This is a genomic window from Streptomyces sp. NPDC044106, from assembly GCF_056433985.1.
Genome location: NZ_JBWKFZ010000023.1, coordinates 62,809 through 78,551, shown reverse-complemented (window position 1 = coordinate 78,551; position 15,743 = coordinate 62,809). Strand labels below are relative to the sequence as shown.

At 70.3% G+C, this 15,743-nt stretch carries 9 protein-coding genes and 1 pseudogene; 7 read left to right on the top strand and 3 right to left on the bottom strand.

The window, feature by feature from the left end:
- Window positions 1-71: 71 nt before the first annotated feature.
- Both AC07DI_RS32520 and AC07DI_RS32515 read left to right on the top strand, forming a co-directional pair.
- Window positions 72-2,963 carry a DEAD/DEAH box helicase gene (locus AC07DI_RS32520; protein ID WP_478908074.1) on the top strand — a complete coding sequence of 964 codons (2,892 nt, stop codon included), beginning with the start codon at window positions 72-74 and terminating at the stop codon, window positions 2,961-2,963.
- On the top strand, window positions 2,960-4,282 hold the full coding sequence (locus tag AC07DI_RS32515; protein WP_478908073.1) for an SWIM zinc finger family protein: 1,323 nt from the start codon (window positions 2,960-2,962) through the stop codon (window positions 4,280-4,282). The genes AC07DI_RS32520 and AC07DI_RS32515 overlap by 4 nt, the downstream gene beginning before the upstream one ends.
- A gap of 453 nt (window positions 4,283-4,735) precedes the next feature.
- Here the strand turns inward: AC07DI_RS32515 and xylA are convergent, their stop codons facing one another.
- Entirely contained in the window at window positions 4,736-5,902 is a 1,167-nt protein-coding gene (gene xylA, locus AC07DI_RS32510; RefSeq protein ID WP_478908071.1) for a xylose isomerase, read from the bottom strand.
- 119 nt (window positions 5,903-6,021) lie between these two features.
- Here xylA and xylB point away from each other — a divergent pair, with 119 nt between their 5' ends.
- The 5 genes from xylB to exaC all read left to right on the top strand — a co-directional run bounded on the left by xylB (window position 6,022) and on the right by exaC (window position 13,000).
- Window positions 6,022-7,476 (top strand): xylulokinase, encoded by a 1,455-nt coding sequence (gene xylB, locus AC07DI_RS32505; RefSeq protein ID WP_478908069.1) that lies wholly within the window; start codon window positions 6,022-6,024, stop codon window positions 7,474-7,476.
- A gap of 14 nt (window positions 7,477-7,490) precedes the next feature.
- Complete coding sequence (locus tag AC07DI_RS32500) at window positions 7,491-8,720, top strand: ROK family protein (RefSeq protein ID WP_478908067.1); 1,230 nt, start codon at window positions 7,491-7,493, stop codon at window positions 8,718-8,720.
- Window positions 8,721-9,141: 421 nt separating this feature from the next.
- Window positions 9,142-9,741 (top strand): N-acetylmuramoyl-L-alanine amidase, encoded by a 600-nt coding sequence (locus tag AC07DI_RS32495; protein ID WP_478908065.1) that lies wholly within the window; start codon window positions 9,142-9,144, stop codon window positions 9,739-9,741.
- A 181-nt stretch (window positions 9,742-9,922) separates the two neighbouring features.
- A complete protein-coding gene (locus AC07DI_RS32490) occupies window positions 9,923-11,191 on the top strand; it encodes a GAF domain-containing protein (RefSeq protein WP_478908063.1) in 1,269 nt (422 codons plus the stop codon).
- Window positions 11,192-11,476: 285 nt separating this feature from the next.
- Window positions 11,477-13,000, top strand: coding sequence for an acetaldehyde dehydrogenase ExaC (gene exaC / locus AC07DI_RS32485; protein WP_478908061.1), 1,524 nt, complete (start codon window positions 11,477-11,479; stop codon window positions 12,998-13,000).
- Window positions 13,001-13,184: 184 nt separating this feature from the next.
- Here the strand turns inward: exaC and AC07DI_RS32480 are convergent, their stop codons facing one another.
- A complete protein-coding gene (locus AC07DI_RS32480; protein WP_478908059.1) occupies window positions 13,185-15,161 on the bottom strand; it encodes a hypothetical protein in 1,977 nt (658 codons plus the stop codon).
- Window positions 15,162-15,556: 395 nt separating this feature from the next.
- Window positions 15,557-15,721 (bottom strand): annotated as a pseudogene (locus tag AC07DI_RS32475) (pirin family protein); the annotation flags it as partial.
- Window positions 15,722-15,743: the final 22 nt, after the last annotated feature.

The window sequence follows — 15,743 nt, the reverse complement described above, 5'->3', positions numbered from 1 at the left end:
GTCGACCATCGGGGGAATGCCGCCCGTCCGGTACCCTCGGCCGTTCCAGTCTCAGTAGTCAAATTTGAGGAATGCGTCTCGCTGTGCACAGGCCCCCTGTCGTATCGCCCTCCGAGATCCCCGAACTCTGCCGCTGTTCCGTGCTCTTCGTGCCTGGCGATCCTCCACGCGACGGACGCGTCGCCTTCTGGCGCCCGGACGGCACCGGACCTCCTGACATCGCGGCCGGTTCCTACGAGGAGCTGGAGCTCGTCGTACCCGGGGATGACGGCGTGGAGCTCGCCACGGTGCCCGCGGTGCTTCTCCCTGTCCGCGCCGCGCTGCCGGTCCTCACGCGCGCGCGTGCCGCGGCAGGGGTACACGCGACGGGTGCCTTCTGGGGTACGGCAGGAGTACTGGCGCTGCAACTGGCCGCCCGCGGGCTGCTGTTGCCAGGACTGACCGCCGGCGACTACGACGCGTGGCGTGCGGGGCCGTTGGGCGCCGAGGACCTGCAGCGGCTGCGCGAGCTGGCCGCAGCGATGCCACCGGCCGCCCACGCGCTGCCGTTGGACGGCGGGACGCCGCTGCGCCTGCCCCAGCCGGAGCGGCTGCTGCGCCAGTTCCTCGACTCCGTGGCCGACACCCTGCCGCGCTCCCCCGCGGCACCCTTGGCATCAGGGGGCTCCGTCTTCACCGCACCGCAGCCCCAGCGAATTCCCGAACAGCGCGCCTGGGCCCTGGACGTGGCGGCCGGTCACGACGCCGGTGTCCGCGTCTCGCTGCGCGTGGAGGTCCCCGGACTCGCCGCGGTCGCCGAGGACGGCACGCGTCTGCCGTTCCGCGCGGTTCCGCAGCTGCACAGCGTCAGTGACCCGTCCCTCGTCGCGGACGCCGCCGACGTGTGGGCCGGAACTGGGACGCCGGAGCAGGCCTTCGGGCCGCGCTGGCGCATGGACGCCCTGCTGGCCTTGCGTCGCGCCACGCGCGCGTGGCCGCCGCTCGCCCCACTGCTCTCCGCCACCGTGCCCGACGCCATCGAGCTGGCCGACGAGGACGTCACCGCGCTCCTGGGTGAAGGCGCCCGGATGCTGGCCGTCGCGGGTGTCGACGTGCACTGGCCCAAGGAGTTGGCGCGAAATCTCACCGCTCGGGCGGTCATCGGCCCGCCGGACGAGGAGGATGACAAGCAGGGCAAGGGCCCGCACAAGCTTTCCTCGGACACGCCGTCCTTCCTGTCCGCCGACGCGTTGCTGGCCTTCAACTGGCGCTTCGCGCTGGGCGGCCAACAGCTGACCCGGGCCGAACTGGACCGTCTCGCCGAGTCCAACCGTCCGGTGGTGCGCCTGCGCGATCAGTGGGTACTCATCGATCCTGAAGAGGCCCGCCGCGCCCGCGACCGGCATGATCACAAGGTCGCCCCGATCGACGCGCTCAGCGCCGCGCTGACCGGCACGGCCGAGGTCGACGGGCAGCAGATCGACGTGCAACCGACGGGGTGGCTCGCCACCCTGCGTGAACGACTCGCCGACCCGGAGGGCATGGAGCCCGTCGGACAACCCGAGGCCCTTGCCGCCGAGTTGCGCGACTACCAGCTGCGCGGCCTGAACTGGCTGGCACGGATGACCTCGCTCGGTCTCGGCGCCTGCCTCGCCGACGACATGGGTCTCGGTAAGACGATCACGCTGATCTCGTTGCATCTGCACCGTCAGGCGCAGGAGGAGTCAGCGGGGCCCACGCTGGTGGTCTGCCCGACGTCGCTGATGGGCAACTGGCAACGCGAGATCGAGAAGTTCGCACCCGGCACGCCGGTCCGCCGCTTCCACGGGGCCCGGCGCGACCTGGAGGGCCTGGCGGACGGCGAGTTCGTGCTGACCACTTACGGCACGATGCGGCTCGACACGGAGAAGCTCGGTCAGACCTCTTGGGGCATGGTCGTCGCCGACGAAGCCCAGCACGTCAAGAATCCGTATTCGGCCACGGCCAAGCAACTGCGCACGATCGGTGCACGCGCGCGCGTGGCGCTGACCGGCACTCCGGTGGAGAACAACCTTTCCGAGCTGTGGGCGATCCTCGACTGGACGACGCCCGGCCTGCTGGGCAGGCTCAGCACCTTCCGTACGCGCTACGCCCAGGCCGTGGAGGGCGGCGCGGATCCCACCGCCGCCGAGCGGCTCGGGCAGCTCGTACGTCCGTTCCTCCTGCGCCGCCGCAAGTCGGATCCGGGGATCGCACCCGAGCTGCCACCGAAGACGGAGACCGATCGCGCCGTCTCGCTCAGCACCGAACAAGCGGGCCTCTACGAAGCTGTGGTGCGCGAGACGCTCGCGGAGATCTCCGGCGCCGACGGCATCGCCCGCAGGGGCCTGATCATCAAGCTCTTCACCGGTCTCAAGCAGATCTGCAACCACCCCGCGCAGTACCTGAAGGAGGACACGCCCAGGATCCCGGGTCGCTCCGGAAAGCTGGAACTGCTGGACGAGTTGCTCGACACGATCCTTGCCGAAGGCGCGAGCGTGCTCGTCTTCACTCAGTACGTCCAGATGGCGCGGATCGTCGAGCAGCATCTCTCGGCCCGCGGTGTCCCCTCGCAGTTCCTGCACGGCGGCACGTCCGTCGCGGGACGGGAGGCGATGGTGCAGCGCTTCCAGGACGGCGAGGTCCCGGTCTTCCTCCTGTCTTTGAAGGCGGCTGGAACGGGCCTGAACCTGACGCGTGCCGAGCACGTGGTGCACTACGACCGCTGGTGGAACCCCGCCGTCGAGGCGCAGGCCACCGACCGCGCGTACCGCATCGGGCAGACGCAGCCGGTGCAGGTGCACCGGCTGATCGCGGAAGGCACGATCGAGGACCGCATCGCCGACATGCTGCTGCGCAAGCGGGAGCTGGCGGACGCCGTCCTCGGCTCCGGCGAGTCCGCTCTGACCGAGCTGACCGACGCCGAGCTGTCGGATCTGGTGGAGCTGCGAGGGGGAACGCGATGAGTGACATCCATGACGAGTCGTTCGGTACCGGGGACGACGGCCCGCGCGCGGGCAGGCAGGCCGAGGAACGCACGTTCGCGGCGCTGCCGCCCGCGCACGGCAAGGGCTTCGCGCAGAGCTGGTGGGGGCAGGCCTGGCTCAAGGCTCTCGAGGACACGGCGCTCGACCTGCAGCAGCTCAAGGCGGGCCGCAGGCTCGCGCGCGCGGGCGCCGTGGGCGCGGTCTCGGTGCGGCCCGGCCGGATCACGGCGGTCGTCAAGGACCGCGACGGCACCCCGCACCGTTCCGATGTCCTTCTGCAGGAGCTGAGTTCGCAGGAGTGGGACCGCTTCCTGGCCATGGCGGTCGAGCGGGCCGGGCACATCGCGGCGCTCCTCGACCGCGAGATGCCGCCGCATCTGGTGGAGGACTCCGCGGCCGCCGGGATCGAACTCCTGCCCGCCATCGGGGACCTGGAGCCGGAGTGCGACTGCGACGCGTGGGACCACTGCGGGCACACTGCGGCGCTCTGCTACCAAGTGGCGCGTCTGCTCGACGAGGACCCCTTCGTCCTGCTCCTGATGCGCGGCCGCGGAGAGCGGATACTCCTCGACGAGCTCCAGGTGCGAAGCGTCACGACGGTCGACGCGGAGCAGCCTTCGGAAGGCAGCCAGGAGACCGCCTCAGAGGGCGTGGACGCCGCGGAGGCCTACGCGGACGGCGCCATCCTCCCGCCGCTGCCCGCGCTGCCTCCGCTGCCCGCAGAGCCGGGCCTGCCGCCCGCGCTGGACACCGAGGCGGAACCTGCGCCGGGTCTCGATGTGTCAGCGGTGGAGTTCCTGGCCGCACAGACGGCTGTCGAGGCGTACCGGATGCTGGCGGACGCGCTCGCCGCCGAGCATGAGAGGCAGCCTGTCGAGGACGAGTTGACGAGCGGTGAGGACGCCGTGCGACTGGCGGCCGGTGCGCCCGGAGCCGTGGTCGAGGCGCGGCTCGCCGACTCCTCCGGCCGCGGTCCGCACGGCCTGGCCCTCGCCGTACGGGCCTGGCGGTACGGCGGGCGCGCCGCGCTCCACGTACTCGAAGAGGAGTGGACGCCGAAGGAGGAGACGCTGGCACGCGCGCGTGCCGCTCTGGAGGGTGCCTGGGACGACGACGAACGGCCCCGGCTGCAGGCGGCCGCCAACCGCTGGACCGTCATCGGTGCGGACGCGCAACTGCGCCATGGACGCGACGGCCGCTGGTGGCCCTATCGCAAGGACGGCGGTCGTTGGGCCCCGGCAGGGCCGGCGGCCCACGACCCGGCGACCGCGTTGGCCATGGCCACCGGCAGCGAGTGACAGCGGGCGCTCAACGGTCTGGAAGCCTCATGCGTCGGTGTGGCAGGTGGTACGTGGCCGAAACACGTGCGAAGAAGCCCGCCGGCGCATACGAGCGGGGTGTCCGTGCGCCGGGAACACCGGCGCACGCACTCCCTCTGACCAGCGATTGAGCGCGGCCATGTCGTGAGCGAGCGTGGACTACGTCGGTTCAGGAAGGTCTGGCCGCGGGAGCCTTCTCCGGCTCGACCCGAAGCATCGGATACGTCAGCTCTGTCCGCGCGAACTATCGGTAAGGGGGTTGACCCGGGCACCGCGCTCTCGGGTGCTGATCGACCGGTGGCTGGCGGCGGCGCCTCCTGCCCCTCGCAGGAGGCGCCGTCATCGTTCCTGATCGCCTGCCGAGGCCGACGCCTCGCGTCGGAAATACCGCTCAGGGTGCGACACCGACGGAGGGGGACGTGAAGAGAGCGCTCAGCTCCGGGCCGCCAAGAGGTGGTCCATGGCCAACTGGTCGAGGCGCTCGAAGGCCATCCCGCGCGCTGCCGCCGATTCCGCATCGAATGTCTCGTACGCGCTCCTGTCGGCGAGCAGGCCGGACAGCCCGTCGTCAGCGGTGGCAACGGCCAGCTCGTGCAGGCGCGCCGCGCGCAACGCCTCCTGTACCTCCGGGTCGGCGCGGAAGGCGGCCGCACGTTCGCGAAGGATCAGGTAGTTGCGCATGCACCCCTCGGCTGACGCCCACACTCCTTCGTAGTCCTCCGTACGCGGCGGCTTGAAGTCGAAGTGCCGCGGCCCGTCATACCCGCCCCGCTCCAGAACGTCCACCAGCCAGAAGGCGCTGCGCAGATCACCGGCGCCGAACCGCAGGTCCTGGTCGTACTTGATGCCGGTCTGGCCGTTGAGATCGATGTGGAAGAGCTTGTCCGCCCACAGCGCCTGGGCGATGGCGTGCGGGAAGTTCAGGCCCGCCATCTGTTCATGCCCCACCTCGGGGTTGACACCGAACATGTCGGGCCGCTCCAGGCGCTCGATGAACGCGAGGGCGTGGCCGACGGTGGGCAGCAGGATGTCGCCTCGCGGCTCGTTCGGCTTCGGCTCGATCGCGAACCTCAGGTCGTAGCCCTGGGTGGTCACATACTCACCGAGCAGGTCGAAGGCCTCCTTCATGCGGTCGAGCGCATTGCCCACGTCCTTCGCCGCACCCGATTCCGCCCCCTCCCTGCCGCCCCAGGCGACGTAGGTGCGCGCGCCTAGTTCGACCGCGAGGTCAATGTTGCGGATCGTCTTGCGCAGGGCGTACCGGCGCACGTCGCGATCGTTGGCGGTGAACGCGCCGTCCTTGAAGACGGGGTGGGCGAAGAGGTTCGTCGTGACCATCGGCACGACGAGACCTGTTGCGTCCAGTGCCTGCCGGAAGCGCTTGACGTGGCCCTCGCGTTCCGCCTCCGACGACCCGAACGGGATGAGGTCGTCGTCATGGAACGTCACTCCGTAGGCACCGAGTTCGGCGAGGCGCCGCACCGAGTCGGCCGGCTCGATCGCGGCCCTCGTGGCGTCTCCGAACGGGTCCCTGCCCTGCCAGCCGACCGTCCACAGGCCGAAGCTGAACTTGTCCTCAGGAGTGGGCTGGTAGTTCATGTGCGGCTCCCTCGCCTATTTCGTCATGGCCGTTTACAAATTAGTATCCGAGGGCGCCACTGGGAAGAGGAGGGAACTTCGGGGCATACCCGGGAAGACCCGCAGGAACGGAGACCGTCATGTCATCAGCGCCCACAGTCCAGGGCCCGCTCGTCGTCGGTGTGGACAGCTCCACACAGTCCACCAAGGCACTGGTCGTCGATACGGCCACCGGCCGCGTCGTCGCGAGCGGGCAGGCCCCGCACCGCGTCACCGTGGGCGAACACCGCGAGAGCGACCCTCAGGAGTGGTGGGACGCACTGTGCGCGGCGCTCCGGCAGTGCGGGCAGGCCGCTCGGGAGGCCTCGGCGGTCTCGATCGGCGGCCAGCAGCACGGGCTCGTCGCACTCGGCAAGGACGGCAGCGCGGTGCGGCCGGCCCTGCTCTGGAACGATGTACGGTCGGCCCCGCAGGCACGGAGTCTCGTCAAACGCCTCGGCGGCCCCAAGGAGTGGGCGGATCGCGTCGGCAGTGTGCCGGGACCTTCCTTCACCGTGACGAAGTGGGCCTGGCTCGCCGAGCACGAGCCCGCCGCGGCCCGAGCCACGGCTGCCGTGCGCCTGCCGCACGACTACCTCACGGAACGCCTCACCGGGCTCGGCACGACCGACCGCGGCGACGTCTCCGGAACGGGGTGGTGGGCGTCGGGAACGGAGCAGTACGACGAGGACATCCTCAGCATGGTGGGCCTGGATCCGGCGTTGCTCCCCCGTGTCGCACGCCCGGGCGAAGTCGTCGGAACGGTCCGGGACTGCGACGATCTGCCCTTCTCCAGAGGCACGCTGGTAGCCCCGGGCACCGGTGACAACGCGGCCGCCGCTCTGGGACTGGGGCTGCGTCCCGGCACACCGGTGCTCAGCCTCGGTACTTCGGGCACCGTGTACGCGGTGTCGGAGAACCGTCCCTCGGACCCGACCGGCACGGTCGCGGGCTTCGCCGACGCGCGCGGCGCATGGTTGCCGCTGGCCTGCACCCTCAACTGCACACTGGCCGTGGACCGGATCGGCGAACTCCTCCACTTGGACCGCGAGGCCGTCGAACCCGGTGGTGCGGTGACGCTTCTGCCCTACCTCGACGGCGAGCGCACCCCGAACCGGCCTCACTCCTCCGGGGTACTGCACGGCCTGCGGCACGACACGACGCCCGGACAGTTGTTGCGGGCCGCGTACGAGGGGGCCGTGCACTCACTGCTCGGTGCACTCGACCTGGTACTGGATTCGGACGCCGACCGGTCGTCCCCGCTGTTGCTCATCGGAGGCGGAGCACGTGGGAAGGCCTGGCAGCACACCGTACGTCGCCTCTCCGGACGCCCCGTCCAGGTCCCCGAAGCTCAGGAATTGGTCGCGCTGGGCGCGGCGGCGCAGGCGGCGGGCCTGCTGACCGAAGAGGATCCCAGCGCGATCGCGCGACGGTGGGACACCGCCAGGGGCCCCGTGCTCGGGCCCGTCGAGCGGGATGCGGCAACGCTGGCCCGGATCTCCGGGGTACTCTCCGACGCGGCGCCGCTTCTGGACAGAGCGCCCCGTGGGGAGTGAGGGTTGACCGAGGCATGACCGCACCGCTGCACGACGAGCGCAGGGTCGCGTCCGGCGTGCGCCTGCCCGACACCCAACAGGGAATGCGCCGCCGCAACCTCTCCCGAGTGATGCACACCGTGGCCGCTCACGGGCCGCTGTCCCGGGCCGCCGTGGCCTCCCGTATCGGGCTCACACGTGCCGCCGTCTCCACTCTGGTGGACGAACTGATCCGCTCGGGGCTCCTTGACGAGCTGGGTCCGGAGCGCCCGGGGCGGGTGGGGCGACCCGGATCCGCCCTCGCGGTCAGCGCGCGCGGTCCCGTCGGCATCGGCGCCGAGGTGGGCGTCGACCATCTCGCCGCGTGCGCCGTCGACCTGCGGGGCGAACTCCGCGCACGCGCCGAGCGGCCGGCCCGCAACCGCGGGCGCTCGCCCGTGCCGGTCCTGGAGGAACTCGCCATCCTGGTGGAGCAGGTGAGCACCGAGGCACGGCAGGCCGGCCTGTCCCCCGCGGGCCTCGCCGTGGCTGTTCCCGGCCTGGTCGCCCGCGACACGCAGACGGCCGTCCGCGCACCCAACATCGGCTGGCACGACATCGACCTGGGCAGCCTTCTGCCCACCGGCCTGCCCTTGACCGTGGACAACGAAGCCAACTTCGGCGCGCTCGCGGAGTTGTGGCTCGGCGAGGATTCTTCCGAGGACTTCCTCCATGTCTCGGCGGAGATCGGCATCGGGGCCGCGCTCGTCGTTGACGGGCAGCTGCTGCGCGGAGCGCACGGTTTCGCGGGCGAGTTGGGCCACATGCCCGTAAAACCCGATGGGCGGTCCTGTCCCTGCGGAGGCCGTGGCTGCCTGGAGCAGTACGCGGGCGAGGAGGCAGTGCTGCGTGCGGCGGGTCTGGAGCCCGGCTCAGGCCGGAGCGAACGGCTCGCTGAGCGGGCCTCCGCAGGTGACGTCACGGTGCAGCGGGCGCTGCGCGATGCCGGGACCGCGTTGGGCATCGCTCTCACCGGTGCCGTCAATCTGTTGGATCCGCGGAGCGTGGTGCTCGGTGGCGCACTGTCACGCCTTGCCCCGTGGCTGCTGCCCGCTATCGAGCAGGAGCTGACGGAGCGAACGGCCGGCCGGGCCTGCGGAGTGACGGTCTCCGACCTCGGCTCGGACGGGCCCCTGCTGGGCGCGGCGCACTCGGTGGCGCGGGCGGTGCTGGACGACCCTGCGGGCTTGGGCGCAGGCTCTGCGGTGAGCTCCGGCTCTGCGTGAGGTCGGGCTTGGGCTCAGACGCAAGCCCCAGTGGGCGTCCGCTGACGTGACACCCCCCAACGGGTGGCCGAGATATCCACAATCACGCTGCTGTACACAGATCCGAGCTACGCCCTTCCGTCCCAACCAGCGGGCGCCGTAACGTAATTCACGCCAAGCGCCACTTCCCCTGATGGCAGAGACCGCATCGTGCGCGGCCGAGTCTGTGAGCCGGGGCTACCCGTTCCCTGGGCGTCAGTATCGACCGTGCGCTGCCGACCCTCGGCGACAGGCACGCGCGACAGGGCGAGGGCATGGCTCTCAACGGGTATTACCAGCGCAGTTGAACCTGTACTAGTGCAGTGAACCTGTACCAAAGCAGTGGACCTCTCAAGTACAGCGCCAGTCCAGCCGTTCCCCCCCACCGAGAGGCAGGCCAGTCATGGATCGAGGAAGACGCTCACCCAGCAGGCGCCGACTGCTGCAGGGCGCGGTCGCCGCCGCCGTCCCCGCGGCGCTCCTGCCCGCCGCCCGTGCCACCGCCCAGTCCTGGGCGGTCGACTACCCACTGGCCGAGTCGGTGCCGGCCAGCAGCTCCAACTACACCGCCGCCAACCGCCCCAGCACCTACCCCGTCGACTACGTGGTCATCCACGTCACACAGGAGACCTATGCGGACACACTCGCCATCTTCCAGAACCCGGCGAAGCAGGTATCGGCCCACTACGTGGTGCGCTCCAGGGACGGACACATCGCCCAGTGCGTCCGCGAGCGCAACGTCGCCTGGCACGCGGGGAACTGGAGCTACAACACACGCAGCATCGGCATCGAGCACGAAGGGTGGGTCGACAAACCCGAGTACTTCACCAACGCGATGTACGAGCAGTCCGCCGCACTGACCGCCGCCGTCTGCACGAAGTACGGCATCCCCAAGGACCGTGAGTACATCATCGGCCACCATGAGGTTCCCGGCTCGAACCACACGGACCCCGGCCCGTACTGGGACTGGTCGCGCTACCTACGCCTCGTCAACTTCGCCTGACCGTTTCGATACTCGGAGACCACCCGGCTCGCCCGCCCCGGGTCGTACCGCTTCCGCCCGCGGCTCGGCATCTCTCTGCCCCAACTCTCCCCCTCCGTACCGCGCGTCCTTGTCGGTCTCCGTCTGTGGGGCGACGATGGCGGCACCGCATCGCTGTCCCAGGACGTCCCAGGAGGCCGAGTTGACCGATCCATGGGTGGCCCTGGAGCCGGGCGCCGATCCCGCCGAGCGGGTGCGGACGATACGCCGGGCACATGAGAGGTTCGCGGACGTGGGGACGGTTTCCCAGCCGGTGCGTGCGGTGGTGGCGGACTCATGGCGGAGGTCGGCGAGGGCGCGGGTGAGTCCCGAAGGCACCGGCGCGGCGGTGGAGCTGGCCGACGGTGACCTCGGCGCGTATCGCGCTGAACATCCGCTGGCACGGGTGATGCCGCTGTTCCGGGAGTTGATGGGGACCTTCGCGGCCGACGGGGAGCACCTTCTCGCCGTGTGCGACGCGCAGGGCAGGCTGTTGTGGGTCGAGGGCCACACCCAGACGCGGCAACGTGCTGGGCGCGTGAACTTCGTCCCGGGGGCGCGGTGGGCGGAGTCCGCCATGGGGACGAACGCTCCGGGGACGGCGGTCGCCGTGGACCGTCCGGTGCAGGTCTTCGCCACCGAACACTTCATGCGGCGTGTGCAGCCGTGGACGTGCGCGGCGGCTCCGGTGCACGATCCGCGGACAGGGCGGCTCATCGGCGCGGTCGACATCACCGGTGGTAACGGTCTCGCGCACCCGCACAGTCTCGCGTTCGTGCAGGCGGTCGCGCGGGCTGCGGAGTCCCAACTGGCGCTGCTGGCCCCACCGGCGGGCTCCGGGGACACCGTCGAGGTGGCCGCCCTGGGCCGGGACGAGGTGCTGCTGATCATGTGTGGGCGCAAGGTGCGGCTCAGCCGTAGGCACAGCGAGATCGTCGTGCTCATGGCTCGCCATCCTGAAGGGCTGACCGGGGACGAGTTGCTGTGTGCGCTGTACGAGGACGAGTCGGTGCCGCCGGTGACGTTGCGGGCCGAGATGGCGCGGCTGCGGCGGGTGCTCGGTGCCGAGTTGCTCCGTTCGCGGCCGTACCGGCTGACGGCACCCGTCGAGTGCGACGTCGACACCGTCGAGCGTCGGCTGGGGGCGGGAGCGGTGACAGCGGCCGCCGCGGCGTACGCGGGACCGCTGCTTCCGCAGTCGCAGGCGCCTGCTCTGGTCCGGCTCCGGCGCAGGCTTGCCAATCAGCTGCGATCGGCGCTCATCGCCCGCAACGACCCCGATCTGCTCGCGGACTGGGCACACGCACCGTGGGGTGAGGACGACCTACTGGTATGGCGGGCGCTGGCCGCGCTGCGCCCGACAGCGCCGGTGCTGACCCGTCTGAGGGAGCTCGACGCCGAACTGGCCCCGCCGGGCCGCGAGCGCACGTAGGCAACGTACAACGGAGGGAGGGTCGGCAGCATCGGCAAGCATGTCACGGGGCCAGGAGACAGGGCAGTGGGCCGGATAGGGCAAGCGGCAGGCAGCTTCAGGCAAGGCGCGGTGAGCGAGCGGCGTGTACAGGCTGCGGCAATCCGTACTGCGGGAGGGAGCGAGGGCGCGGCGCAAGCGTCGAGCGGAAGGGGCGCAAGCGCAACCTGCATGCAACGTCCGGCCTCCTAGCCTCCGGGCGAGAGCTGCCCGACGGCGGGCGGCCTTCATCGGGAGGCAGCCGAGATGACCCGTTACACAGCGCCCGGCACCGAGGGCGCGATCGTCTCCTACCAGTCGCGTTACGACCACTTCATCGGCGGCGAGTACGTGGCGCCCGCCCGCGGTCAGTACTTCGAGAACCCGAGCCCGGTCAATGGCCGGCCCTTCACCGAGATCGCCCGGGGTACCGCGGAGGACGTCGAGCGGGCCCTTGACGCGGCCCATGCCGCGGCGCCCGCGTGGGGACGTACGTCGGTCACCGAGCGTTCGGACGTCCTGCGGAAGATCGCCGACAAGATGGAGGCCAACCTCGAACGGCTCGCGGTCGCCGAGAGCTGGGAGAACGGCAAGCCGGTCCGCGAGACGCTGGCCGCCGACATTCCGCTCGCCATCGACCATTTCCGGTACTTCGCGGGTGTCATCCGCGGTCAAGAAGGGTCGCTGAGCGAGATCGACGAGGACACCGTCGCGTACCACTTCCATGAGCCACTCGGTGTCGTCGCGCAGATCATCCCGTGGAACTTCCCGATTCTCATGGCCACGTGGAAGCTGGCACCGGCGCTGGCCGCGGGCAACGCCGTCGTCCTCAAGCCGGCCGAACAGACTCCGGCCTCCATCCACTACTGGATGAGCCTGGTCGCCGATCTGCTGCCGCCGGGGGTCGTCAACATCGTCAACGGGTTCGGGGCCGAGGCGGGCAAGCCGCTGGCCTCCAGTCCGCGCGTCGCCAAGGTGTCCTTCACCGGGGAGACGACGACGGGGCGGTTGATCATGCAGTACGCCTCCGAGAACATCAAACCGGTGACGCTGGAGCTGGGTGGCAAGTCGCCGAACATCTTCTTCGACGACGTGTGGGCCGCCGACGACGACTTCCGGGACAAGGCGCTGGAGGGCTTCACCATGTTTGCCCTCAACCAGGGCGAGGTGTGCACCTGTCCGTCGCGGGCCCTGGTGCAGCGCGGGCACTACAGCGAGTTCCTCGAAGCGGCCGTGGCGCGCACCGAGCAGATCAAGGCCGGGCACCCGCTCGACACCGACACCATGATCGGTGCGCAGGCCTCCAACGACCAGCTGGAGAAGACCCTCTCCTATCTGGACATCGGTCAGCAGGAGGGTGCCAAGGTGCTGACGGGCGGTCGGCGGGTCGAGTACGAGGGGGAGTTGGCGGGTGGGTACTACGTCCAGCCGACGATCTTCGAGGGCGACAACCGTATGCGGATCTTCCAGGAGGAGATCTTCGGCCCGGTCGTCTCGGTCACGTCGTTCAACGACTTCGACGACGCCATCAAGACGGCCAACGACACGCTTTACGGCCTCGGGGCCGGAGTGTGGACGCGTGACCTCAACATGGCGTACCGGGCCGGCCGTTCGATCCAGGCGGGCCGCGTCTGGACGAACTGCTATCACGCGTATCCGGCCCATGCTGCATTTGGAGGCTACAAGCAGTCCGGCATTGGCCGCGAGACGCATAAGATGATGCTGGAGCACTATCAGCAGACGAAGAACATTCTCACTTCCTACAGCCCTAAGAAACTTGGGTTCTTCTAGGACCGCAAGTGGGTTGCCTGGAGGCTCCGCCCCACCCCAGGCAACCTCTACAACTGTGTCACCCCCCGCGATCACCTCTTCCACCGCGTAGAACGGACCCGAAACGAATACCTCGCCGTAGTCCGTGGTCTATGAGGATCATCCTCCGCTGTTCTGGCGCAATCTGCGGAAAGTGCCACCGCGCTCAGTGGGGACGCGTCCGCCAGGCCCGTGAGAAGAGTTCGGGCAGGGGGCCGGCGACGGGCCGGGAGTGGACCTTGTTCCCGATGACCCGGACCCCGAGCAGTCCGGCCTTCCAGGTCTCCATCGGAGGGTAGAACTTGTCCCCGCCGGCCCAGTCGCCGGGCAGGAACACCCCCCGCCCGGCGCGGGCCCTGCGGTCGACGACCGCCAGACCGGCTTCGACGAGTGCGGCCGCAACGTCCTTGTGGTGCGCGGGAGTCCACCGGTTGAAGCGGCGAATACGGCGGTCGGTGGGCATGGGCAGGGCGAGCAGCTGCAGATACAAAGTAGCAGCGTCCCTATCCAGACCAGTGGTGGCGGCCGCCTCCTCGACCACCTCTGGTGCGGAGAGCCGTGGATCGGTCTCGTAGCCGCCCGGCGGGAGCGACGCCTCGGTTATGCGCTGCACGATCCGCTCGAACTCGGGACCGCGCAGTCGGCGGACCAGGGCCAGATGAGAGTCCTCCACGCCGACCACGGCCTCCAGGCGCCGCGAGCGCTCGTCGGCCCCGTAGCGGCCGGGCCGGAAGTACACGCTGGGCGCCTCGCGCTCACCGCGCCGGTCGAACCCTGCCTCGGACACGACGACCAGGCCGTCGTCCAGCGTGGGATGGGCAAGCGGCTCGGCGGCGTCCAAGTAGGGCAAGGCGCCGGGAAAGCCCGGCAGCAGGCTCGCCACGGTGCGGCCGCGCAGGCTGCGCCCACGGGCGGAGAGCAGCAACTCCGGGTGGGCCAGGCGTTCCCGCAGCAGCCGTACGGTCTCGGGGACACCGCGGCGTACGGGATCCCCTTCGGGAAGCTCGGCGTACACCCAGTCGACGGCGTCGCACACCACGGCGAGCAGCTCTCTGAAACGGAAACCCTCGTCGCCCTCCCAGCCGCCGCCGCTGATGCTGTTCACCCGCAGCCGGGTGTCAGGGTCGCGGGTCAGCCGCGGCTCGCGCGCGGGATCGGCGAAGACGGCGCACACGGCTGCCGGGGCCATCCGTACATCGCTGTGTTCGGCGGCGACGGCGAGCGTCGACTCGGGCACGACGGGACGTACGCCCTGTTGCCTGCACCACGCCTCGGCGATCCGCTCGGCGAGCGCCAGCTGCCCGCCCTCCAGCCACAGCTGCTCGGGGTCCGCGGGCAGCACGTCGGCCAGCAGGTCGAGGCGCTCGGCCACCCGCAGGGACGCCAACTCCCGCTCACCGGCCTCGGCTTCGGACTGCTTGAGTCCCATCACTTTGCGCGCCTCGGCGTCGAGGCCCCGGTACCCGTACTTCACGTCGGGTATCCCGGCGAGCAGCAGTGCGGCACCGGCCCTGCTCAGACCGGTCCGCTCGGCGAGCATCGCGGCCGCCGCGCGGTCCCAGGGCGCGGGGCCCTTCTGTCGTACGAGGTGCACGAGGCGCCGCAGACGGTCAGGTGTGTCCCAACCGGTCGCGGGCACCGGCTCGGTGGACGTGATGCGACCTGGCGCCGGCGGCTGGGCGGTGCCGGTGCGCAACTCGACGAAGCGCTGCCCGTCCCGGTCGGCGCCGAGCCCGTGCAGAGCGACCACCGCACCCTCGTGGGTCCGAGCGGCATGCGTGTCGTTGTCGGCGAGTTCGAGGACGCCCGTACGCATCCGGGCGCGAACCTCCGGGTCGGCGAAGGGAGTTTCCGCCCAGACATCCAGCATCGCCAGCTGCACCTCGCGCAGATGGTCCTGCACGTGGAAAGAGCTCGCCCGCAGGGCCACGGCGCCGCACCGGCCGATGAACCGGTACCAGTTCCAGCCCCGGTACCGCGCGGGCACCTCCTCACTGCACCCGGTCAAGTAGCCGCCGACCTCGGTGAACACGGCGAGCGTGCCGGGCCCCCAGTGTCCGGAGCCTTCGATGAAACCGTTGAGGGCCTGAGCGATCCACTTCTCGTCGAAGGGCTGTGCGGAGCGTATCGGGGTGTGGGACATGCGGCCATCCTGCCGGATCGCCTGCCCTGACTTTCGCCGATGCCGGGGCACGCGCTTCACCTTGCTAACCCGGCGCTCCGTCGCGGGAGCGCACACCGGCGGTCACGTGGCTCGCGAACCGTGCGCAGGTTTGACCGTCAATGAGCTGGGTGCGGCTCTTCCGGAGTGAGGTCGCCGGTCACATGGGCCATGGGGTGCCACGGGGGCACTCACACTCCGCACACCATACGACTTTGGCCCGCCTGGCCGTGCCGGTCGAATCAGCATTCATCTTGAGGCTCCCCCCGCCACTGCGACTGTCCCGTCGCAGCTCGACCGAGTACTTCCGACGCTCCTACCGCGTGAGCCCCCCCCGACACCTCGGCGACCATCAGCGCTAGACACATAACCCCAGCTCAGCGCACTCGCCCCCGCGGCTTCAGCGCCACCGGCAGCAGTTCCGGGGCGGGCAGCGGCGCACCGTCGTAGCCCTTCACCTCGCCGAAGCGGGAGCCCGACATCCAGTCACCCCGCGCCTACTCGATCTCCTCATGGCTGCGGCCCACGAAGTTCCACCACATGCTCCTCTTACCCGTCTCGACC

Excerpts from the sequence above, each read along its gene's own strand:
- AC07DI_RS32480 (WP_478908059.1), bottom strand. The coding sequence starts at position 15,161 with ATGTCCCACACCCCGATACGCTCCGCACAGCCCTTCGACGAGAAGTGG.
- AC07DI_RS32500 (WP_478908067.1), top strand. The coding sequence starts at position 7,491 with ATGACCGCACCGCTGCACGACGAGCGCAGGGTCGCGTCCGGCGTGCGC.
- xylA (WP_478908071.1), bottom strand. The coding sequence starts at position 5,902 with ATGAACTACCAGCCCACTCCTGAGGACAAGTTCAGCTTCGGCCTGTGG.
- AC07DI_RS32515 (WP_478908073.1), top strand. The coding sequence starts at position 2,960 with ATGAGTGACATCCATGACGAGTCGTTCGGTACCGGGGACGACGGCCCG.
- AC07DI_RS32520 (WP_478908074.1), top strand. The coding sequence starts at position 72 with ATGCGTCTCGCTGTGCACAGGCCCCCTGTCGTATCGCCCTCCGAGATC.
- xylB (WP_478908069.1), top strand. The coding sequence starts at position 6,022 with ATGTCATCAGCGCCCACAGTCCAGGGCCCGCTCGTCGTCGGTGTGGAC.
- exaC (WP_478908061.1), top strand. The coding sequence starts at position 11,477 with ATGACCCGTTACACAGCGCCCGGCACCGAGGGCGCGATCGTCTCCTAC.
- AC07DI_RS32495 (WP_478908065.1), top strand. The coding sequence starts at position 9,142 with ATGGATCGAGGAAGACGCTCACCCAGCAGGCGCCGACTGCTGCAGGGC.